Source organism: Vitreoscilla massiliensis (assembly GCF_001457815.1).
Taxonomy (GTDB): domain Bacteria; phylum Pseudomonadota; class Gammaproteobacteria; order Burkholderiales; family Neisseriaceae; genus Vitreoscilla; species Vitreoscilla massiliensis.
This window is the reverse complement of the sequence record NZ_LN898221.1, coordinates 204,577-227,045: the sequence shown is the minus strand read 5'-3', so window position 1 is coordinate 227,045 and position 22,469 is coordinate 204,577. Positions and strand designations below refer to the sequence as shown.

Annotated in this window: 21 protein-coding genes; 14 read left to right on the top strand and 7 right to left on the bottom strand. The window is 51.0% G+C overall.

Annotation, left to right across the window (positions count from 1 at the left end; genetic code table 11):
- Positions 1-105: 105 nt before the first annotated feature.
- The 3 genes from nusB to BN3003_RS12650 all read right to left on the bottom strand — a co-directional run bounded on the left by nusB (position 106) and on the right by BN3003_RS12650 (position 2,197).
- Entirely contained in the window at positions 106-534 is a 429-nt protein-coding gene (gene nusB / locus BN3003_RS12660) for a transcription antitermination factor NusB (protein ID WP_058357035.1), read from the bottom strand.
- A gap of 10 nt (positions 535-544) precedes the next feature.
- Positions 545-1,015 carry a 6,7-dimethyl-8-ribityllumazine synthase gene (gene ribH, locus BN3003_RS12655; RefSeq protein WP_058357034.1) on the bottom strand — a complete coding sequence of 157 codons (471 nt, stop codon included), beginning with the start codon at positions 1,013-1,015 and terminating at the stop codon, positions 545-547.
- Positions 1,016-1,108: 93 nt separating this feature from the next.
- Complete coding sequence (locus tag BN3003_RS12650) at positions 1,109-2,197, bottom strand: metallophosphoesterase (protein WP_058357033.1); 1,089 nt, start codon at positions 2,195-2,197, stop codon at positions 1,109-1,111.
- 155 nt (positions 2,198-2,352) lie between these two features.
- Between BN3003_RS12650 and BN3003_RS12645 the strand changes: the two genes are divergently transcribed.
- The 5 genes from BN3003_RS12645 to BN3003_RS12625 all read left to right on the top strand — a co-directional run bounded on the left by BN3003_RS12645 (position 2,353) and on the right by BN3003_RS12625 (position 9,658).
- A complete protein-coding gene (locus BN3003_RS12645; RefSeq protein ID WP_058357032.1) occupies positions 2,353-2,865 on the top strand; it encodes a GNAT family N-acetyltransferase in 513 nt (170 codons plus the stop codon).
- 344 nt (positions 2,866-3,209) lie between these two features.
- The gene (locus BN3003_RS12640; protein ID WP_058357031.1) at positions 3,210-4,628 is read left to right on the top strand and encodes an efflux transporter outer membrane subunit; all 1,419 of its coding nucleotides are present in this window, start codon (positions 3,210-3,212) and stop codon (positions 4,626-4,628) included.
- Between the two features lie 10 nt (positions 4,629-4,638).
- Complete coding sequence (locus BN3003_RS12635; RefSeq protein ID WP_058357030.1) at positions 4,639-5,709, top strand: HlyD family secretion protein; 1,071 nt, start codon at positions 4,639-4,641, stop codon at positions 5,707-5,709.
- On the top strand, positions 5,709-8,531 hold the full coding sequence (gene rbbA / locus BN3003_RS12630; RefSeq protein WP_058357029.1) for a ribosome-associated ATPase/putative transporter RbbA: 2,823 nt from the start codon (positions 5,709-5,711) through the stop codon (positions 8,529-8,531). The genes BN3003_RS12635 and rbbA overlap by 1 nt, the downstream gene beginning before the upstream one ends.
- The gene (locus BN3003_RS12625; protein ID WP_058357028.1) at positions 8,531-9,658 is read left to right on the top strand and encodes an ABC transporter permease; all 1,128 of its coding nucleotides are present in this window, start codon (positions 8,531-8,533) and stop codon (positions 9,656-9,658) included. The genes rbbA and BN3003_RS12625 overlap by 1 nt, the downstream gene beginning before the upstream one ends.
- 92 nt (positions 9,659-9,750) lie before the next feature.
- On the opposite strand, the gene BN3003_RS12620 is transcribed toward BN3003_RS12625, so the two are convergent.
- The 3 genes from BN3003_RS12620 to BN3003_RS12610 form a co-directional block, all read right to left on the bottom strand.
- Positions 9,751-10,770 (bottom strand): zinc-dependent alcohol dehydrogenase family protein, encoded by a 1,020-nt coding sequence (locus BN3003_RS12620; protein WP_058357027.1) that lies wholly within the window; start codon positions 10,768-10,770, stop codon positions 9,751-9,753.
- A gap of 131 nt (positions 10,771-10,901) precedes the next feature.
- Positions 10,902-13,235 (bottom strand): YgiQ family radical SAM protein, encoded by a 2,334-nt coding sequence (locus BN3003_RS12615; protein WP_058357026.1) that lies wholly within the window; start codon positions 13,233-13,235, stop codon positions 10,902-10,904.
- Between the two features lie 170 nt (positions 13,236-13,405).
- A complete protein-coding gene (locus BN3003_RS12610; protein ID WP_058357025.1) occupies positions 13,406-13,918 on the bottom strand; it encodes a hypothetical protein in 513 nt (170 codons plus the stop codon).
- 205 nt (positions 13,919-14,123) lie between these two features.
- On the opposite strand from BN3003_RS12610, the gene gshA reads away from it, so the two are divergent.
- The 6 genes from gshA to BN3003_RS18880 all read left to right on the top strand — a co-directional run bounded on the left by gshA (position 14,124) and on the right by BN3003_RS18880 (position 19,171).
- Positions 14,124-15,434 (top strand): glutamate--cysteine ligase, encoded by a 1,311-nt coding sequence (gene gshA / locus BN3003_RS12605; RefSeq protein WP_058357024.1) that lies wholly within the window; start codon positions 14,124-14,126, stop codon positions 15,432-15,434.
- 251 nt (positions 15,435-15,685) lie between these two features.
- Entirely contained in the window at positions 15,686-16,696 is a 1,011-nt protein-coding gene (locus BN3003_RS12600) for a tryptophan--tRNA ligase (RefSeq protein WP_058357023.1), read from the top strand.
- A gap of 198 nt (positions 16,697-16,894) precedes the next feature.
- Positions 16,895-17,455: a CbrC family protein gene (locus tag BN3003_RS12595; protein ID WP_058357022.1), complete on the top strand. Its 561-nt coding sequence runs from the start codon at positions 16,895-16,897 to the stop codon at positions 17,453-17,455.
- A 120-nt stretch (positions 17,456-17,575) separates the two neighbouring features.
- Positions 17,576-18,220: a hypothetical protein gene (locus BN3003_RS12590; protein WP_147645437.1), complete on the top strand. Its 645-nt coding sequence runs from the start codon at positions 17,576-17,578 to the stop codon at positions 18,218-18,220.
- Between the two features lie 83 nt (positions 18,221-18,303).
- Complete coding sequence (locus BN3003_RS12585; protein ID WP_058357020.1) at positions 18,304-18,852, top strand: 5' nucleotidase, NT5C type; 549 nt, start codon at positions 18,304-18,306, stop codon at positions 18,850-18,852.
- Between the two features lie 130 nt (positions 18,853-18,982).
- Positions 18,983-19,171: a hypothetical protein gene (locus tag BN3003_RS18880; protein WP_147645436.1), complete on the top strand. Its 189-nt coding sequence runs from the start codon at positions 18,983-18,985 to the stop codon at positions 19,169-19,171.
- Positions 19,172-19,325: 154 nt separating this feature from the next.
- On the opposite strand, the gene BN3003_RS12580 is transcribed toward BN3003_RS18880, so the two are convergent.
- The gene (locus BN3003_RS12580) at positions 19,326-19,862 is read right to left on the bottom strand and encodes a hypothetical protein (RefSeq protein WP_147645435.1); all 537 of its coding nucleotides are present in this window, start codon (positions 19,860-19,862) and stop codon (positions 19,326-19,328) included.
- A 213-nt stretch (positions 19,863-20,075) separates the two neighbouring features.
- On the opposite strand from BN3003_RS12580, the gene BN3003_RS12575 reads away from it, so the two are divergent.
- The 3 genes from BN3003_RS12575 (at position 20,076) to BN3003_RS12565 (ending at position 22,420) form a co-directional block, all read left to right on the top strand.
- On the top strand, positions 20,076-20,873 hold the full coding sequence (locus BN3003_RS12575; protein ID WP_058357018.1) for a PhzF family phenazine biosynthesis protein: 798 nt from the start codon (positions 20,076-20,078) through the stop codon (positions 20,871-20,873).
- A 157-nt stretch (positions 20,874-21,030) separates the two neighbouring features.
- On the top strand, positions 21,031-21,645 hold the full coding sequence (locus BN3003_RS12570; protein ID WP_058357017.1) for a hypothetical protein: 615 nt from the start codon (positions 21,031-21,033) through the stop codon (positions 21,643-21,645).
- 133 nt (positions 21,646-21,778) lie between these two features.
- A complete protein-coding gene (locus tag BN3003_RS12565; RefSeq protein WP_058357016.1) occupies positions 21,779-22,420 on the top strand; it encodes a hypothetical protein in 642 nt (213 codons plus the stop codon).
- The last annotated feature ends 49 nt before the right edge of the window (positions 22,421-22,469 follow it).

Here is a 22,469-nt window from a genome sequence, read left to right as displayed (position 1 = left end):
CATTGCCAGTGTATGACAGACAAGCGGCCTGTAAACCAATAGGGATTTACAGGCCGCTTTTTTGATTAAAACACAATCATGCAGAACATTACTGCAAATACAGTATTATTTGCGTGGAGGATCGTTAGGGCGCAATTGTGGGGCGATTTTGTCCAAAATGCCGTTCACAAATTTAAAGCCATCGGTGCCACCAAAGGTTTTGGTGATTTCAATCGCTTCATTGATGATCACTGGGTAGGGGGTTTCTGGCATGGCGCGCAATTCAAATGTCGCCATCAACAAAACGGCGCGTTCAATCGGGCTGACTTCGGCTAAGTCACGGTCCAAATGCGGGGTAATCAATTGCAACAATTCGGTTTGGGTTTCAAACGCACCATCGAACACTTGCGTGAACAAAGGTTCGTCGGCTTTTAAGAATTGTTCGTTGTCGAGCAAATTGCTGCGGATGTTGCTGGCAGTCAAAGCGCTGTTCAATTGTGCTTGGTACAAACCTTGTACCACAAATTCACGCGCGCGGCGGCGTGCTGTTTTCATGCTTAAGTCCTTATTCTGCTGCGTCTGCGTGATGGATGTCTGCTAATAAATTGGCCATTTCCACGGCCACCACTGCGGCATCTTCACCTTTGATGTTCATGCGCGCAATGGCTTGATCATCGTTTTCGGTGGTCAAGATGGCATTGGCGATGGGAATGTTAAAGTCCAAACCCACGCGGGTAACGCCTGCACCTGATTCATTCGAAACCAGTTCAAAATGGTAAGTTTCGCCACGGATGATGATGCCCAAGGCAATCAAGGCATCGTATTGTTCCGTAGCCGCTAAATTTTGCAATACCAACGGTACTTCCAAAGCGCCGGGCACGGTGGCCACGGTGATGTTGTCTTCTTGCACACCCAAAGCCAATAATTTGCGGATGCAAGACTCACGCAAATGGCTGCCGATGCCGTCTGAAAAACGGGCTTGTACGATGCCGATGCGCAAATGACTGCCTTGATGGTTTACCGCTAAGGTTTGCATGTTTAATCCTTTATGAAAGACAACGACGCTTGCAAAAAGCGCCGTCAATAAACGAATGGCGTATTATAGCGTAATGCGGCCTCTAGCCTGTAGCTATTTGCCAATTAATTCAATCATCGCCACTTCCGAGCGCGCGCCCAAGCGAAATGGCAGTCCCCACAAGCCATAACCTGAGGTCACCACCAATTGTGTGTCGCCCACACGGTAGTGCCCATACGGATAGGCTTGGAAGTATTTGATCAACAACGTGGCGGGAAACACTTGTCCTCGGTGCGTGTGCCCCGACACCACCACATCGGCGCTTGTTTTAGCAATGGCGTCCATATCGGCCGGTTGGTGGTCCATTACAATGACGGGCAGCTTGGAATTCGGAATGACTGTTTTGGCGCTGTCGCGGTTTTCAACCTTATCGCGCCTGCCGACCAACACAAATTGTTTGCCCACCGTAATGCGCTCATCCCTGAGCGTGGTGAAACCAGCGGCCTGTAAGTCTTTGACGATGCCGGCTTGTTCGCCGCCGTAATTGTCATGGTTGCCCAAGACTGCGTATTGTCCGAGTGGTGTTTTCAGGCCGCTCATTAAGCTGGCCATGTGTTGTTTGCGGTAGACCGTGGGCACATCGTCCATCACATCGCCCGCCAGCAGCAACACATCGGCGCGTTCGCGCTTTAAGATGGCTTGCAATTCACGCAAATGGCGCGCACCGATGAAGCGCCCCAAATGGGTGTCGCTGACCAAGGCAATTTTGATTGGTTGGGCCAAAGGCTTGTCGATATGCACTTGGTAATGCACCACTTTGGGCACATAAGCGCCGTACAGGCCGGCTGCAATGGCGGCCAACCAAGCCAGTGGCACCAAGATGCGGATGCCGCGGTTCAGCGTAGCGCGTGGCAATAGCCAGCGCAGCAACACATGCACAGCGCTCCACAGCAGCGTGAACATCAAGGCATAAGCGGCGAACAGCAATACTGCCATGGTGCCGCGCCAACGCCATTCGGGCACGATAAAATTAAACAACAGCAATAAGCCATTGCCGAGCAAGGCAGTGGCGACTATCGCCAGCCACGGGTGCGGGCGTTTGGGCAACAGTGGTCGTAGCCACCAGTATGCGCCCAAGGCGATGACCATCCAAAAAACCTGTAACAGGGCCATCACGCCCCAAAATATGGCAGGGTTACGCATTTTTTCTCAAAGAAGTATGGGCAAAGAAGCAACTGACATTGCATACTGTGTGGGAGGATTCCCCAGCAGCGCGGCAGCGCCAACTGCGCAGATTATAGCGACATTTGTTGCGATTTTATGGGGATTTAACAACAATTACTTAAGTTAAGGCCGATATGCTGACTTTGCGTTTGTTTCAAGCCACGGACATGGCCGCGTTGATTGCCGCCGTCAGCGATGCACGCATGTTGATGCAGTTTGCTGGCCCACATTACCACTACCCATTGACCACCGCACAAATTCAAGCCGATGTGGACGATGGCGCGGTGGTGTTGTTCAGCTTTATTGATGCGAACGGCCGCGTGGTCGGCCATGCGCAAATCAAAAATTTGACTGACAGTTTCTTGCTCAGACGCATCTTGATTTGGGATGCAAGTTTTCGTGGGCAAGGTTGGGGAAAATGGTTGGTAGAACAATTATTGGACGAAGGTTTTCGCTGTTTTGCGCACGATATGGCCGAATTGAATGTGTTCGAGGGCAATGTGGCAGCGCGGCGATGCTATCAAAAAGTCGGTTTTCAAATCCGGCCTGCAAATAGCAAAACCGTGACGTTGGAAGGCGAAACTTGGCGTTCGCTGAATATGGTTTTGAGTCGCGCAACCTACCTCAAAAATTCAATACATACTTGAATGTATGTTAAATGCCACGCTTCAAAATACATATAACTGCCGAAAAGATGATTTAAATCAATACATGGCCAGCCATGCGAGTCTGTTTGCGGCATTGCAACATGATTAAGGCAGGGCTTTGGGTTGTCGGTCTGAATGTGTGGTGAGGTTTTGGCAGTTTTATTGCGTGTATTTTTGATTGTTGGCAGGTATTTTGGTAGTTATTGCCAATAATCATGCCAATTTTAGTCGATGTCGCAGTTTTGACCCTCAAAAATTTCCCCTGTTACACTGAAGCTGTAATCGTACTCAAAACGGTGTGACTTCTTCTTACAGGCCGCACCATCTCACAGTCAGGGGGAAGGGTGGAACGCAGTATTTATCGCAGTGGTGGTTTGGCCGCGCTGATGTTAACACTGGTAGCGGCTTGTCAAAGCCAATACCCACACAGCATCGCGCCACACAATACCGAACAATTGGTGGGGGCTTATCCCCACACTCAGTCCAACAATATGCGCAGCTTGTATTGGGATGAGTATTTTCAAGACGATGTGTTGGAGTCTTTATTGCACCGTGCCTTGGTGTCGAACAAAGACTTGCAACTGGCCAGTTTGCAAATCCTCGAAGCACAAGCGGCATATGGCATACAGCGTTCGGAATTATTTCCGAGTATCAATGCCGGTGTCGATGGACAGCGCGCACGCACGGCCAAAGATTTGAATTTACCGGGTTTGCCTGCCATCAATGAGCAATACAGCGCCAGTGTCGGTTTGCAAAGTTGGGAATTGGATTTATGGGGGCGCATCGCCAACATGAACCGCGCCGCTTTGCAGCGCTTTTTTGCCAGCGAAGCCAATGCCAAAGCCGTGCGCAACAGCATCATGAACCAAGTGGCCAATCAGTATTTGGCCTTGGCCGAATTGAATGAGCGCATTGCCTTGGCCGAGCAATCGCGGGCGACGTTTCAAGAATCGGTGCGCATCTTCAAGCGCCGTTATGAGGTGGGGGCGGGCGCCAAAACCGAGTATGTGCAGGCGCAAACCTTGCTCAGCAATGCCGATACCTTGTTGCACCAATTGAATCAGCAAAAGCAAAACCACGAGCACATGTTGTCGGTATTGGTGGGTGAGCCTGTGCGCGTGTTTACAGGCCGCTTGGATACCGAAAACTTTGTCAACCGCGATTTATTGGTGGGCACACCGTCGGATCTGCTGCTCAATCGGCCGGAAATCGTTGCCGCTGAATACCAATTGCAAGCGGCTGACGCCGACATTCTCGCCGCCCGCGCCGCCTTTTTCCCGCGCATCGCCTTAACCGCCAATGTCGGTACCGCCAGCAATGAGTTCAACAATTTGTTCAGCGGTGGCAATGGCATTTGGAGCGTGGTGCCGAGCATCAGCGTGCCCATCTTCAATGCCGGCCGTTTGCGCGCCAATGTCGATTTGGCGCAAATTCGCCAAAACATGGCGGTGGGGAATTATGAAAAAGCCATCCAAACCTCGTTTCGCGAAGTGGCCGATGCCTTGAGTGACCAAGTGTGGTTGAACAGGCAAGTGCTCAGCCAAAAGCAAGCCTTACAGGCCGCATCTGAACGCGCGCGCTTGGCCAGAATCAGCTACGACTACGGCGTGGTGACGTATTTGGAAGTATTGGACGCTGAGCGCGAATTGCTCAGTGCGCAGCAAAGCTGGGTGCAAACCAAACGCAATGTGTTGCAAGCGCAAGTGGCGCTGTATTTCGCCTTAGGTGGCGATGCTTACCTCAAACCCTCAATGAATTCTTAGGTCTCGCATCATGAAGAACAAAAAAACCAAAACCCTGATCACGTATCTGGTCGGCGCGGTGGCGATTGCTGCTGTGGCGTATTTTGTGTGGCAAAACCAGCACGATGGCACGTATGAAGGCTTTGTCAAAGGCAATGGTCGCATCGAAGCGACTGAAATTGATTTGTCGGCCAAAATCGGCGGCAATGTCGAAGACATTTATGTCAAAGAAGGCGATTTTGTCAAAGCCGGACAAGTCTTGGCCAAAATCAAAGCGCATGCTTTAGAAGCGCAATTGAAAGAAGCGCAAGCGCAATTGGAACAAGCCAGCAATGCGGTCTTGACCACGCAAGCGCAAGTGCAAATGGGCAAGAGCGACAAACAAGCGGCCATCGCCAGTGTGGCGCAGCGCAGTACCGAATTGGATGCGGCCAAACGCCGTGTGGCGCGTTCGGAAGTGTTGGCCAAAGAAGGTGCGGCTTCCAAACAGCAATTGGACGACGACCGCGCCAGCGTACAGGCCGCAGTGGCGACTTTAGAAGCGGCGCGTGCACAAGTTGATACGGCCGAAGCGTCGATTAAAGCGGTAGAAGCGCAAGTGGTGGGGGCGAAATCGAATGTCAATGCGGCCAAAGCCACCATCGAACGCATAGAAGCGGAATTGTCCGACACCGAAATTTTGGCACCGCGCGATGGCCGTGTGCAGTATTTGGTGGCGCAAAAAGGCGAAACCGTGGCCTCTGGTGGCAAGATTTTGAACCTGATTGATTTGTCGGATGTGTTCATGACTTTCTTCATTCCTGAAACCATGGCCGGCAAAATTCCGGTTGGCACCGACGTGCGTTTGGTCTTGGATGCTTTGCCTAGCTATGCCATTCCGGCCAAGGTGTCTCATGTGGCCGATACTGCCCAATTCACACCCAAAACCGTCGAAACCGAAAGTGAACGCCAAAAACTGATGTTTAAGGTCAAGGCCAAAATTCCGCCAGAACTGTTGCAACAACACCTGCAATTGGTGAAAACCGGTTTGCCAGGGGTGGCGTGGGTGCGTTTGGACGCGAAACACGAATGGCCTGCTGGCATCACCAAAAAGGCTGAGTAATGGGAACACAAGCAAGCGGCAACGTCGCCACAATCACGGCGGTGAGTTTGCGCTATGGCAAAACCTTGGCCTTGAACCAAATTGATTTGGACTTGCCCGCCGGCAAGATGGTGGGGTTTATCGGCCCCGATGGCGTCGGCAAATCCAGTTTGCTGTCGCTGATTGCCGGCTCACGCCAGATACAAGAAGGTTCGGTGTGGGTGCTGGGCGGTGACATGGGGCTGAAAAGACACCGCAACCGTGTTTGCCCCAATATCGCTTACATGCCGCAAGGCTTGGGCAAGAATCTGTACCACAGTCTGTCGGTAGAAGAAAACCTGCAATTTTTCTCGCGCTTGTTTGGCCACAATGCCGCTGAGCGGCGGCGCCGCATCGACGATTTGACCCAAAGCACCGGCCTGTACAAGTTTCTGGACCGGCCTGCGGGCAAGTTGTCTGGCGGCATGAAGCAAAAGCTGAGTCTGTGTTGCGCCTTAATTCACGACCCGGATTTGCTGATTTTGGACGAACCCACTACCGGCGTCGACCCGTTGGCACGGGCACAGTTTTGGGAATTGATTCAGCGCATCCGTGTGGATAGGCCTGAAATGAGCGTGATGGTGGCCACCGCTTACATGGATGAGGCGCAGACCTTCGACTGGCTGGTGATGATGGATGCGGGCAAGGTCTTGGCCACGGGCACGCCGACCGAATTGTTGGCCTCGGTAGGCAGCGCCGATTTGGAAGCGGCTTACATCCAATTATTGCCCGCTGAAAAGAAAAACAATTACCAAGAAATCCACATTCCGCCTTTGGTGGTGGATGAGAGCGAAGCCTATGCCATCGAAGCGGAAGACTTGACCATACGCTTTGGCGATTTTACCGCAGTCGACCATGTTAATTTTAAAATACGCCGTGGCGAGATTTTTGGATTTCTGGGCTCGAATGGTTGCGGCAAGTCCACCACCATGAAGATTTTGACCGGCTTGCTGCCTGCCAGCGAAGGGCGGGCGTGGCTGTTTGGGCAAGAGGTCAACAGTGGCAATATTGAAACCCGCCGCCGTGTCGGCTATATGTCACAGGCGTTTTCGCTGTATTCGGAATTGACGGTGTTGCAAAACCTGGTCTTGCATGCGCGCCTCTATCATGTGCCGGAAACCGAGTTGGATGAACGCGTGGCGGCGATGATGCAGCGCTTTGATTTGGCCGAGCTGGGCGATGCCTTGCCCGATGCCTTGCCTTTGGGTGTGCGCCAGCGCTTGTCTTTGGCCGTGGCCTTGGTGCACAACCCTGAAATCTTGATTCTGGACGAACCGACTTCGGGGGTAGACCCAGTGTCGCGCGACAATTTTTGGCAATTCTTGATTCAATTGTCGCGCCAAGATCGGGTCACCATTTTTATTTCCACCCACTTTATGAACGAGGCCGAACGCTGCGACCGCATGTCGATGATGCACGCAGGTAAGGTATTGGACAGCGATGCACCGGCGGCGCTGGTGGCCAAGCGTGGCGCGGCTTCATTGGAAGACGCGTTTATTGGTTATTTGCTGGAAGCGGGCGCGGGCACCGATGCGGCTGCCAAACCAGCAGAACAAGTCGTAACTGAGCCTGAACCTGAATTAGAACCAGAGTCAGAAGCGAGCAATCACACCGCCATAGCGTTACCCGACCAGACAGAAAATGCAAAAACGGGCTTACAGGCCGCTTACAGGCCGCGTTACTTCAGTTTGCAGCGTTTGCTCAGTTACACCTGGTGCGAAGCCTTGGAGCTCAGACGCGACCGCATCCGCGCCATCATGGCCTTGATGGGCTCGATCATTTTGATGTTGGTAATGGGTTATGGCATCAGCATGGACGTGGAAGACTTGACCTATGCGGTACTCGACCGTGACCAGTCCACGCTCAGCTCCAATTACGCCTTGAGTTTGTCGGGCTCGCCGTATTTCATCGAGAAGACGCCTTTAAGCGATGAGGCCGACATGGACAGACGCTTACAAAACGGCGAATTGGCCTTGGCAGTGGAAATCCCGCCGAATTTTGCCAAGAAAAGCAGCAGCGGTCAGCCAGTGGAAGTGGCAGCGTGGATAGACGGCGCGATGCCAACGCGTGCTGAAACCGTGCAAGGCTATGTGCAAGCGATACACCAAACGTGGCTGCTCGAGCAAATCAAGGCCAAAATCGGCCTGAGTGTTGGCAGTGCGGTCACGGTGGAAACCCGCTATCGCTATAACCCAGACGTCACCAGTTTACCGGCGATGGTGCCGGCGGTGATACCGCTGTTGCTGTTGATGTTGCCCGCGATTTTGACCGCTTTGGCGGTGGTGCGTGAAAAAGAAAACGGCTCCATCATCAATTTGTATGTCACGCCAGTGAGCAAGACCGAGTTTTTACTGGGCAAACAAGTGCCGTACATCGTGTTGGGCTTCATCAATTACCTGTTGATGACGCTGTTGGCGGTGACGCTGTTTGGGGTGCCCATCAAAGGCAGTTTCTTGACCTTGTCTTTGGCGGCGTTGCTGTACGTCATCATCGCCACTGGCATGGGTTTACTCGCTTCAACGCTGACCAAAAGCCAAATTGCGGCGATGTTTTTCACCTTAATCGGCACCATCATGCCGGCGGTGCAATTCTCCGGCATGATCAATCCGGTGTCGTCTATGGAGGGTTTTGGGCGCGTGTTTGGCGAGGTTTATCCAACCACGTCGATGATTAACATCAGCCGCGGTGTGTTCAACAAAGCGCTGCATTTTGCTGATTTGCACCACAATTTGTGGATGCTGACCGTGACCATACCGGTGATTTTGGGTGTGGCCATCTTATTATTGAAAAAGCAGGAGCGGTAATGATGCAATCTTTGTGGAATATTTACCGCTTGGGGGTGAAGGAATTGTGGAGTTTGTGGCGCGATCCGGTCATGTTGGTGTTGATTGTGTTTTCGTTCACGTTTTCGGTGTATTCCAGCTCCAAGGCTGTGCCTGAAACCTTAACGCGCGCGCCGATTGCCATCGTCGATGAAGACCAATCGCAATTGTCGAACAAAATCGCCGCCGCTTTCTACCCGCCGCATTTTACCGAGGCGCAAATGGTCAGCTACCAAGACATAGACCGCGGTATGGACGAGGGCTTGTACACGTTTGCCTTGATTATTCCCCATGGTTTACAGGCCGATGTGGTGGCAGGCAAACAAACCAGTTTGCAATTGAACATCGACGCCACGCGCATGAGTCAGGCCTTTACCGGCAATGGCGCGATTCAGCAAATCATCAATGCCGAGGTGAATGAGTTCAGCCAGCGCTACCGTGGCAACAACGCGCTGCCGGTGGGATTGGCCTTGCGCGCGCGTTTTAACCCAACTTTGGACAGCACTTGGCTCAACAGCATCATGCAAGTGGTCAACAATGTCACCATGTTGTCGATTATTTTGACCGGCGCGGCCTTAATTCGCGAGCGCGAGCATGGCACGGTTGAGCACTTGCTGGTGATGCCGGTGACGGTGTTTGAAATCATGACCGCCAAAGTCTGGTCCATGAGTTTGGTGGTGTTGATTGCCGCGTTTGTGTCTTTGCAAGCGGTGGTGCGTTGGGCGCTGGAGGTGCCAATTGCTGGCTCGCTGACGCTGTTTTTTGCGGGCGCGGTGTTGATGTTGTTTGCCACCACCTCTATGGGCATTTTCATGGCCACGGTGGCGAAATCGATGCCGCAATTTGGTTTGCTGTTGATGATGGTGTTGCTGCCTATGGAAATGCTGTCGGGCGGGCAAACGCCGCGTGAAAGCATGCCGGAGATGGTGCAACACCTGATGTTGGCGGCGCCGACCACGCATTTTATCAAATTGGCACAAGCGATTTTGTTCCGTGGTGCCGGGTTTGAGGTGGTGTGGCCATCATTTTTAGGGCTGTTCATCATCGGCAGCGTGTTCTTTTACTTGGCCTTGAAACGCTTTAAAAACACCATACATACCATGGCTTAAGTAGCATAGTCTAAGGTTTACAGGCCGCATCAATACACCCCAAGCCAGTATGTGCTGACTTGGGGTGTGGTGTATTCAACACAGCTGTGGCTTTAAGCCTGTGCGATGGGATGGGTGACGATGATTTTGCCCAAGTGTTGTTGCGATGCTTGATAGGCAAAAGCGGCCTGTAAATCGGCTATGGCAAAGGTTTTGCTGATGATGGGCTGAATGCGGTAACGTTCCAAATCGGCGATAAAGGCCAATTGCTGTTCGCGGTTGCCGGTGAGCACGGATTTGATGGCGATTTGCTTGTTCAGCATCAACCCTATCGGCAAGGGGCTGTCCATGCCGCTTAACACGCCGATTAAGGCAATAACGCCGGCGGGTTTGACCGCCAATAAAGACTGCACCATGGTTTGTGCACCGCCCACTTCCACCACCACATCGGCACCGCCCAATTCCGCCACTTGCTGCCCCCAATCAGGGTGTTTGCGGTAATTAATCAACACATCGGCACCGAGTTTTTGCATCTCGCTCAATTTGTCGTCGCTGGACGAGGTGGCGATGATTTTCGCGCCCATGGCATGCGCCAATTGGCAGGCATACACCGACACGCCGCCAGTGCCTTGGATGAGCACGGTTTGGCCGGCCTGTAACTGGCCTTCTACCACCAAAGCGCGCCAAGCGGTAATGCCGGCAGTGGGGATGGTCGCCGCTTGGGCCAAATCAAAATGCGCGGGAATGTGGGTAAACGCGTGTTGGTCTACCGTGACGTGGTGTTGCGCATAGCCGTCGGTGCCATCGCCCGGAACGCCGCCAAAACCGATGAATTCGGGTTTGCCACGGTGCCAAGTAGGGAAAAACGTCGACACGACTTTGTCGCCGACCTTAAATTCACTGACCTCGCTGCCCACTGCCGTGACCACACCGGCAGCATCGGATAACAATACCCGTTCTCCCTCAACTGGCATCATCCCCATCACCACGCCCAAATCATGGTAATTCAAGGAATTGCTGTGGATGGCGACGCTGATTTCATGCGCTTGTGGCGCCGCAGCGGCGTTTACAGGCCGGCTTAAGATGTGTTCTATGCCTTTATTGCTGCCGATATACCATTGTTGATTGTCCATCGTCTGTCCTTGTGCACGAAAAAGAGTTGCCAAAAAAGAGTGGTAAATACAGAGACTGCCAACACCACCATAGCATAAAAAATACCACAGCCGTGGCTGTGGTATGCAGAGATTTTCAATTTTGTGGCGGCTTAACGCGCTTTGGGTTTGCCGCGTTTGGCTGCACCTGTGGCTTTGCCTGCCGCGCCGGTTTTGCTACCTGCTTGAGGCGAAGATTTGCCCGCGGTTTTGCCTTTGGGCGCATCTTGGAAACGCTCGTTTGGATGCCAAGCCGTGCGCGCGGTTTGGAATTTGCCTTTGGTGGTTTGGCGGCTAGGATTGGCAGCGCTGTTGGTGGCGGCCTGTCCTTGCTTGCCTTTGGCTTTGGAGGCACCTTTCACCGGCGGCACCCAATCAGCAGGCTGAGTTGGCGGAATCAGGTGTTTCTTGCCATAACCAATCAAATCGTCGCGACCCATATCGTGCAAGGCATTGCGCAGCATTGGCCAGTTGTCTGGATGGTGGTAGCGCAAAAAGGCTTTGTGCAATTTGCGGCGTTTGCCTTCTTTGACGATGTCGACTTTGCTGGAGCTGCGCGACAGTTTTTTCAGCGGATTGCGGCCTGTATGCCACATCGTCGTCGCCAAAGCCATAGGCGTTGGCATAAAGGTTTGCACTTGGTCGAGGCGGAAGTTGTTTTTCTTCAGCCACAGCGCCAAATTCATCATGTCTTCGTCTGAAGTGCCAGGGTGGGCGGCGATGAAATACGGAATCAAATATTGTTCTTTGCGGGCTTCTTTGCTGGCTTTTTCAAACAATTCTTTGAATCGGTCGTATTTCTTCATCTCAGGCTTCATCATCATCGACAATGGGCCAGCTTCGGTGTGTTCAGGGGCAATTTTCAAATAACCGCCTACGTGGTGGGTCACCAATTCTTTGATGTATTCGGGGCTTTCCACCGCCAAATCGTAGCGCAGACCCGAGCCTATGCTGATTTTCTTCACGCCTTCTACCGAACGCGCTTTGCGGTACAGCTCAATCAAAGACGAGTGGTCGGTATTCAAATTCGGGCATATGTCTGGCCATACACAAGAAAGCTTGCGGCAGTTTTTCTCGATGTCGTGCGATTTGCACGCCATGCGGTACATATTGGCGGTAGGGCCGCCCAAGTCGGAAATATAGCCTTTGAAATCGTTGGTTTTGTCGCGGATTTCTTCGATTTCCTTAATTACCGATTCGTGCGAACGGCTTTGGATGATGCGGCCTTCGTGTTCGGTAATCGAACAGAAGGTACAGCCACCAAAACAGCCACGCATGATGTTGATGGAGAAACGAATCATTTCCCAAGCCGGGATGTGGGCATTACCATAGCTTGGATGCGGATTGCGCGCGTATGGCAAGCCAAACACATAGTCCATTTCTTCGGTGGTCAATGGGATGGGAGGCGGATTCAGCCACACATCGCGCTCGCCGTGCATTTGCACCAAGGCGCGGGCATTGCCAGGGTTGGATTCCAAATGCAAGGTGCGGCTGGCGTGTGCATAGAGCACAGGATCGTAAGCCACGGCTTCAAAACTCGGTATGCGCACCACTTGTTGGTGACGCGCTTGGCGACGGGCTTCTGCACGCTCTTTCGCACTCATGAACACCACTGGTTTGGCGTGTTCTTTCACTTCTTCATCGCGCGCCGCTAATTCTTCGGGGCTGTACTCCATGTATGGGCTTAACAGCGTGTCGACTTTGCCGGGTACGTCCACCGTGGTGGAATCGATTTCGGTCCACTCTTGGTTGTCGGGGGTTTTGCCGTGTTGAATCAAGAAAGCGGTGCCGCGCACATCGCGGATGTCTTTGAGGCGTATGCCTTTGGCGCGGCGCTCGGCCACTTCGATTAAGGCACGTTCGCCACTGCCGTACAGCAAAATGTCGGCACGGGCATTGATGAGGATGGACGGACGCACTTTGTCCGACCAAAAATCATATTGGGCGATGCGGCGCAAACTCGCTTCAATCGAACCTATCATCACGTCCACGCCCGGATACGCTTCTTTACAACGTTGTGAATACACCACCACCGCGCGGTCTGGCCGCTTGTTGGGTTCGGCATTGGGGGTGTAGGCATCATCGGAGCGGGGTTTTTTGTCGGCGGTGTAGCGGTTAATCATCGAGTCCATATTGCCCGAGGTCACACCGAAGAACAGATTCGGTTCGCCCAATTCACGGAAGGCATCCACACTGGTCCAATCGGGTTGGGCAATGATGCCAACGCGATAGCCTTGCGCCTCGTACAAACGGCCAACCAGCGCCATGCCGAAACTCGGGTGGTCGATGTAAGCGTCGCCAGTGACGATGATGATGTCGCAAGAATCCCAACCCAATTCGTCCATTTCGGCACGGGTGGTGGGCAGGAAGGGCGCGGTGCCAAAGCGTTTGGCCCAGTATTTTTTGTACGAAAAAATCGGCTTTTGCGCCGAAGGATGTGTGTTCATGCTGTTATGAGGTCTTGCCGTGCAATTTTATAAGTGCAGCATTTTCTCACAAATTGGCTCTAAGCGGCAGGGAAGTCAGAGAAAATATTGAAAATAAAGGTTATTTTTAGAATAGGCGGCCTGTAAAACAACGATGCCACCATTGCGGTGGCATGTTTTTCGCGTTGGCCTTATTGAATTTGCAAGTCCACGCCATTATCTTTGCCCAAAGCCTGCAGTTTTTTCAGCGTTTGTAAGGTGTTTTTTTCCGAGGTTTGGATTTGGTTTTCGGCACGAGCGATGGTGGCGTGCACACGATCGGCTTGTACTGGTGTGTAAGAAACGCTGGAACGGATGTTCAGGTTGACGAATTCGTCCAAGCTGCTTACCAATTCGCCACTTTGTGTGCTCAATTCATCGCGGATGCCGCGCACCTCGTCGGTTTTAAAATTCAGCGCATTGATCGCTTGGTGGTAGCGCTGGTATTGATCGCGAATTTTGCCGGCGGCGACGGTGAATTCTTCCGGTGAACGGGCGGCAGCGATTTCTTTTTGCAGCTCGGTCATGGTTTTGTCGTTCATGCCCGATTGGCTGACGGCTTGATCGAGCAAGATGATGTCGGATTTGATGTCGTTGCCACAGGCGGCCAAAGTCAAACTGATGACACTGGCCAAGAAGAGATTGCGAATTGAATGCTTAACCATACCTTTTATAGACCCTTTGAGTATAAATTTAGAAGTAATTATTTTTGTAATGTTGGCGATGCCGTGTGATGATATCGTTAGCCATTACCCTTGAACAGTGGTAGTTGACCGCTGTGTTACACTTATTTTTGGTTTGTTGATTTGTCTCCAACTTTATTGCGACAAGTCCTTGCCTACATGTTAATTTTTAGAAAGCGTGCCGTTTATGAACACTCCGATGTTGGATCAATTTGAACAACATACTGCTGCGTTTCAGCAAGTGATTTTAGACAAACAAACCGAAATCGAAGCTTGGTTTAGGGCCAAATGGCACCAGCACACCCCTCCATTTTATGGTTCTGTTGACATTCGCAATGCCGGCTACAAAATGTCTTCCATCGACATGAATTTGTTCCCCGGTGGCTTTAACAACCTCAACAGCGATTTTTTGGCCACCGCCGTCATCGCGGCGCAAGACGCGGTTGAACGCGCTTGCCCTACGGCCAAGTCTATTTTATTGGTGCCAGAAAACCACACCCGCAATACCTTCTATCTGCAAAACGTCTATGCCTTGAGCAAAATCTTGGAAGCAGCTGGTTTTGAAGTGCGTATCGGGTCTCTGAATCCGGAAATCACCGAGGCCACTGCGTTTACCACGGCTTTGGACAATGAATTGGTGTTAGAGCCGTTAACGCGCGTTGGCGAGCGTTTGCAATTGGCCGATGGTTTCAATCCTTGTTTGGTGTTGCTCAATAACGATTTGTCCGCCGGCGTGCCTGAGTTATTACAAGGCTTAGACCAAGTGGTGTTGCCACCGCTCAAAGGCGGCTGGACCACACGCCGCAAAACCCAACACTTTGCCGCTTACGACCAAGTGGCGGCGGAATTTGCCCAAGTCATCGGCATAGACGAATGGGACATCAATCCGTATTTTGAACAAGCCAGCGGCATCAATTTTCACGAGCGCGAGGGCGAAGACCAATTGGCAGAAGTGGTGCAGCGCTTATTGGACAAGATACAGGCCAAATACGACGAAAAAGGCATACAAGATACGCCGTTTGTCATTGTCAAAGCCGATGCTGGTACATATGGCATGGGCGTGATGAGCGTGAAATCGGCCGATGAGGTGCGCAAACTCAACCGTAAAAACCGCAACAAAATGGCGGTGATTAAAGAGGGTTTGGAAGTGTCGGAGGTCATCGTGCAAGAAGGCATTTACACCTATGAAAAAGTCGGCGAAGCCGTGTCTGAGCCGGTAGTGTACATGATGGACAGATTTGTCATCGGTGGTTTTTACCGTGTGAACGAGGCGCGTGGCATAGATGAAAACCTCAATGCGACAGGCATGCGCTTTATTCCTATGGACCAAGAAATCCCTTACCAAAGCGAAGACGCCGACAAACGCCGCTATGCACAGTGGAACACTTTGGGCGTGGCCGACCGTGAATCACCGGCCAATTGTGAAGACAATCGCCTCTATGTTTACGGGGTGATGGCACGTTTGTCTTTATTGGCGGCGGCAATTGAATTAGAATAGACGCAAATTTGAAACCACAGACGCCAAAGACGCCAACCATGTCCCCAGCCACTTACCCAACAGCATTGCCAATCCGCCACCAACAAGTGGTGGTGTCTGTGCGTGCTTGGCGTATGTGGAACACACGTTGGCAAGCTGCGTCTGTGCCACAGTAAAACCAACTTACTCACGATTTGTATCCTTGAAGAAGCGGCCTGTAAGTTGTTACAGGCCGCTTTGTTTATGTTGTTAAGACAGAAAGAAGAAACGTCATGACTGACAAGCGAGTGTTAACCGGTGTGACCACCACAGGCATACCGCATTTGGGCAATTATGTGGGCGCCATCCGCCCGGCCATCGCGGCCACCCAAGAAGCGGGTGTTGAATCGTTTATTTTCTTGGCCGATTACCACGGCTTAATCAAATGCCATGAGCCTGAGAAAATCCACGAATCAACGCTGGCCGTGGCCGCCACTTGGCTGGCTTGCGGCTTAGACCCAGAACACGTCACCTTCTACCGCCAATCTGACATTCCAGAAACCATGGAACTCAATTGGATTTTCAACTGCATTTGCGCCAAAGGCTTGATGAACCGCGCCCATGCTTACAAAGCCGCGGTACAGGCCAATGTCGATGCCGGCCAAGAAGACTTGGATCATGGCGTGGAAATGGGTTTGTATTGCTACCCGGTGTTGATGGCCGCCGACATTTTGATTTTCAACGGCACCCATGTGCCTGTGGGTCGTGACCAAATCCAACACTTGGAAATGGCGCGCGACATCGCCGGCCGCTTCAACCACCGCTTCAAAGAATTGTTTGTGATGCCTGAAGCAGTGGTCGACGAAACCACCGCGATTTTGACTGGCTTGGACGGCCGCAAAATGAGCAAATCGTATGGCAACACCATTCCTTTGTTTGAAGGTGAGAAAAAACTGCGCAAATCGGTGATGAAAATCGTTACCAACAGTTTGGAACCGGGTCAGCCCAAAGAAGTCGATGGCAGCACCTTGTTTGAAATCTACCAAGCGTTTGCAACTGCAGAACAACAAGCGGCAATGAAACAGGCTTACGCCGACGGCATCGGCTGGGGCGATGCCAAGCAGCAATTGTTTGAATTGATCAACGCCGAATTGGCCGAAAAGCGCGAGCGCTTCGCCGAACTCACCGCCAATCCAAGCCGCATCGAAGACATCTTGCAAGCCGGCGCCGATAAAGCGCGCAAAGTGGCACACGAGCACTTAGCACAAGTGCGCGAAGCCGTGGGCATTCGTGTGTTGAAATAAACGATTGCTTATCGCCTTAGGCTTTGCATTGAATACAAGCGGCCTGTAAATCTTAATAGGGTTTACAGGCCGCTTTTTATGGTGCCGATGAGGCCTTGAAGACTGATTCAGTGCACCAAGCGGCGCGGCTTGAAATGAGGCTGCTGCGGCTGCTAAGATGTGTTGGGTGAAACATTCTATTTTTTCAGCGAGCGTCTTATGGATTTACCTCATTTTCCATTACACCCCAATGCCTACCGTTTGAACCTGTTTGCAGCCGAAACTGGCGTGTGTGAGGTGTGTGAACAGCCACGTGATTACCAGTATACAGGTGTGTTTTACAGCCAAGATGAGGTCGATTACATCTGCCCTTGGTGTGTGGCCGATGGCTCTGCCGCTGCCAAATATTCGGGACAATTCAATGATGCCATGGGCATCGAGGGCACAGAATTTGGCGCGGAGGACGCTGATGGCGAAGTCAAGGTCACTTGGACGCTGGCCGAGGCTGACATCAAACAGGTGTGCCAACACACGCCCGCTTATTCCAGCTGGCAACAAGGACAATGGCTGGTGTGCTGCGGCAAGCCATGTGCGTTCATCGCCTATGCCGACAGCGCCATGCTGGCACCGATTTGGTCTGAGATTGAAGTCGATGTGTTGCAGCATGGCATCCCTGTGGCATGGGTGCGCGAACATTTGCGTGTGGACGGCGATTTGGCCGGTTATTTGTTTCAATGCGTGGACTGCAGCAAACACCGCTTGCACCTTGATTGTGCGTAAGTTGGTGTCATTGTGGCTAGCTATCGAGATGGAAGCGGCCTGCAAAGAATCAGGCAGTTCACTTTTTGTTGCCACTGTGCAAGCAGCAGACGCGATGATATTTTAGACAGGGACATTCGGATGAGCCGCAAAAAAAACCTAGAGAGACTGTTTTTAAGGCAAGTGGAAATTTCTGCGGGTGTTTTGGGCTATCGCCATGTGCAAGATGGTTTTTTTGTCAAAGATGTTTCTACTGAAGTGGCGTGGTTTTTTCACGTGTCTTTGTGGAACAGCTTGCCATATTCAGTGTTTGCCAGCATTGGTTGCCATTATGTCACTGCGTCCCAACGCTACACTGAGTTTTTACAGGCCGCCAAGATTGAATGCGACGATAAAATGGTGTGCTCGTTTGCAGCGGCAGTGGACAGGCATGCGTCAGACAAAACCTTGCTTAAAATAGGCGATGAGGCGGCTGCCATGGCGGTGGCTGTGTGTTTTGTTGAAAAGGTGGCGGCTTGCGAGAAATCCTTTCTTGAGCCTAGGCTGGAACTGGCAGCTGTGGTGCAGGAATACTTGCAGCCCATCATCAAATGGCCGAGTGGCGATTTGAAAAAGTGCTGTGCCATCTTGCTGGGGCATGGCTTGCTCCAACAAGACCAAGCGGCCATTCATCAAGGCATGGCCTGTGTTTTTGACATTTTAAACCGACCTGATTACAGCCAAACACACCGTGATTTTTTTGAAGCGCTTAAAAGTGCCATCGAACAAGGGACTGCACAAACATGATGGTCACAGTGTGTTGGTTGTTGGGTTCACAGCATTGACAGGGTCGATGTACAAATCAAGCTTTACAGATAGGGAGAGGTTTAATGTTGATACTGGTAGACCAAGACGGGGTGTTGGCCGATTTTGAACAGGCGTTTTATCAAGCATGGCAACGCAGCCCCATGCAGCAAGATTTTCCGGCCATCGCGCCTGAACACCGCCGCCATTTTTATCCGCGTGACGATTACCCAACGCAATATGCGCAAGCCACGCGCGACATCATCGCCAGCAAAGGCTTTTTCAGAAATCTGCGTCCAATAGAGGGCGCCATCAATGGCATGAAAGCCATGCAAGAGGCTGGGCATGAGGTGGTGATTTGTACTGCGCCCATCAATGAATACCAACACTGTGTGCCTGAGAAATACGAATGGGTGGAAGAGCATTTGGGCATGGAATGGACGCGGCGCATGATTGTGACCAAAGACAAAACGCTGGTTTATGGCGATGTGCTCATTGACGACAGACCCGAAATTCACGGCCACCGTGCGCCGCAATGGCAACATGTGTTGTTCGACCAAGCGTATAACCGCCACATCAGCACCACACCGCGCCTGACTTGGAACCAATGGCAAACGGTATTGGCCACTTTGTAAGCCTTGCTGCTGAAACAAACACTAAGGAACACCATGATGACCATTATGATGGTATTGCTGCTGTTGGTGGCCGGCATTTTTGTGCTGCTAGTGGCCTTGTCGTCGATCACGGACCATAAAACCGAAGCACGTGGGCTATCCTAAATTGGGTGAATCGCTGCAAGATGTGCGCTTTTTACTGTCTATCGGTGAAAACATACTGGCCTTGCGCTGTTACCGCCGCATTTACCGCTGCTCTTTGCGCGTGGCCAAGGAAGCGGTAGAACAATTGCCAGAATACCAAGCCGTCAGTAACCCAATTTTTAAGAAAAAGCCATAAGATTATGGTATGTATGGTATTGATGCTGGTAAGCGGCCTGAATGAAGATGTGCCTGGATAATTTTGCAGCACAACAATGAAGACATCGTGCAGTTGTGGGAGCCATACATTACTGTGCAATAGCATCCATGTGGCCTGTAAGTCTTTTATGGCTTTACAGGCCGCTTATTAGCCCTGTCTGCACACCTTGTTGCTTCGCCGCAGCGATGAGTGCATGCATGGCTTGGGTTTCATAGGCTATTTGCGGATGAAACCACGCCAGATATTGGGCCGCAGACATTGTTTCAGTTTGTTCTGCATATAAGTGGCTGTGCAGAAACATGTCGCTGGCGGCAAATTCAAAATCCTCATCTTCATACGCCAAGCTCACGCTAATCAGAACCTCTTGCAGTGGCATATTTTCTATATCCTCGCCTAAATGTTCAAGCTCCCATGCCGCATCAACACAATCTTCCACCCAGTTGGCGTGTGCATGTGGCCCCATAATGGTGATAGTGCGCAGCGGGAGGTGTTTTAAACTGGCATAAAGCTGCGAGCAGGCCGCAAGGTTGAGATACAAGTCGTGACTGCTGAGTAATACATGCAGTGGCACATCTGCTTGTATTGTTTGCAGCAGCGTCTGCCAATCGCTGGCGATGTTGAGTATGCGGGCTGCGGGCTGTGCTTGTTGCTGATTGTTGGGTGGCATCATGTGTTCCTGCTGAAAAGATATGGCTTAAGCTAACACACATTGTCGCCAGAGCGTGGGTGATTATGATGCGGTATTGCGCTAACACCTTGTACAGATATGTCTGCCTAACCCCAAATACATGTTTGAAAAGCGGCCTGTAAGCCCATGCCAAGCTTACAGGCCGCTTGTGTTATGCTCATGGCTTGATTGAAACCAAAATGCAAAGAGAAAAAGATGCAATTACAACAATATGTGGTGGACGCGTTTACGCAGCAAGTGTTTGGTGGCAACCCAGCAGCGGTGGTGGTGTTGGAGGCGTTTTTAGAGGAAAGCTTGATGCAAAATATCGCTGCGGAAAACAATTTATCCGAAACGGCGTTTGTGGTGGCCAAAAACGGCGTGTACCACATCCGCTGGTTTTCGCCGCTGACCGAAATTGACTTTTGCGGTCACGCCAGTTTGGCCAGCGCCTATGTGTTGCAGCGCTTTTATGGCGTGGGTACACACATTGTGTTTGCTTGCGCCTTATTGGGCGAATTCAGCATAGACATTGCAGCAGACGGCATAATCAGCATGACGTTTCCCAACCGTGCTCCGGTTGCAATAGCAGATGTACCACCGGCCTTGCTGGCCGGCTTGTCGATAGCGCCGCAAACCGTGTTGCAAAGCCCGCAAGCGTATTTTGCCGTGTACGCCAGCGAAGCAGAGGTGCGCGCATTGAACATAGAAGAAGCGCCACTAAAGACCTTGAAACCTTACGATGTGGTTGCTACCGCACCATGTGATGGCGAATACGCTTTTGTGTCACGCTATTTCTGGCCTGCCAATGGCGGCCATGAAGACCCTGTGACTGGCTCGATACATGCCGGCCTGTTTCCGTATTGGGGCGTGCGTTTGCATGAACAAAAAATGACCGCCAAACAAATCTCCGCCCGCGGTGGTGTGCTGTATGGGGAATTGGTGGCGAAAAAAGTCATCGTCAGCGGTTATGCCAAACTGTATGCGGCGAGTACCTTGTATTTGGATGAATAGTGAGGTGTTGAGGGCTATGTGTGACGATGATGTTTGCGATGGCTTTTTGAGGCATCAATAGTAAGTAAAATGAGCATTATTCAAATAAAAATACCGATTGAGGTAGCCTTATTTATGGATTTAAACACGTTTTCATTTTCATTTTTTAAATAGGTGAATGATGAATTTTGATACGACTGTGAGGTATTTCTTTATTGGTTTATTTATCTTCATGGCATTTTGGCTAGGACCACCGTTTATTAAAGCGTTTAGGGAGAACACAAAATACAGTGGTAATCCTTTGGTAAGCTATCAAATCAACAGCATTGACATACAAACAGCCTATTTTGAAATGGACGGAGGCAGTCGAGGTAGGTGGCCAGAATTAAAAATTGCTGATGAGCATGATTTTAATTACAAGCTCAATTTATACAGAATAAGGGAATTGAATTTAGTGGGTAGTTTTTTTTCTGATTTTGAGAAGCACAATGAAATTATTTACATTGCAGGTCAAGACCATTTTTTTAAATCCAATGTACGGTATGAATCGTCATTAAAAATACTGTCGATACAAGCAGTGTTTCAATCTAGAGCTCCGCTCGCTGAAGTCAATAATGAACTGAGAAACCCAAAGATTTATTTTAATCACATCACCAAGAAGCCCACCAAAGGAGTGATTGAAGTGGATGTGAAATCGATGAAATACATGAAAAATGGGGTGGTTTATGAATACACAGTGTCAGAAAAAGACTGTGATTATTGTTACATCAAAGACATAAGAATCTTGAACTGAAGTGAAGGCGTGTATTCGATTTGGAGAGGTGGTTTTTGTGTGGTGGTAAACCACTTTTCTAAACAAACACACCAAGCCCAATAAACGGTCTGTAAAGAGTTACAGACCGCTCAAGGCACGCTATTGCAAATTCATGGGAGTATTGAATGTGGGTGATTTTTTCTTTGGACGTTGGTTTTGGATGCCTTTAGCGGTGTGCGTCAGTCTGTTGTTGTATCAGACAGGCAAACGCGCTTTAGAACGAGCTCACATTGATGATGAGCGGGTTTTAAACATACCAGACCGAGATGTGCGCCAACTGTGGCAGGACGTGTCGGCTTTGAATGATTTGATAGGTTGGTTTTATACCCGAGTGGCTGGGCCGTATTTCTTGGTCTTTTCGGTATGGAATATGGTCACTTTGTGTTTTTTGGCTTGGGACATACCGGTGGTGTTTGACCGCAGCGCGTGGTCGTTGTTGTGGGTGACGGTGTTGATGGTGGGTTTGTGTCTGAGCAATCAAGGGCGGATATACCATGGTGATGGGTATTGGAGCGGCTTTATTGGTTTGGACATGCGGGCCTTTACAAATACCTTGTTTGCTCTGTATGAGTCGATAGGGTTTCAATCCAGACATACTCATGGATTGACGAAGATGCAATCGAAAAATATGGCCTATATTGGACATTTGCTGAAGCTGCCGCCGCTATTGAAATGCGGCATGTTTGTTTGGTATGGCGCTTGGATGGTGTGGGTTTTGGTGGCCACGCTGAGAATTGCTTGGTTCAATCTGTGATTATCAAGCATAAGCGGCCTGTAAACGCATTGAATCAGTTTACAGGCCG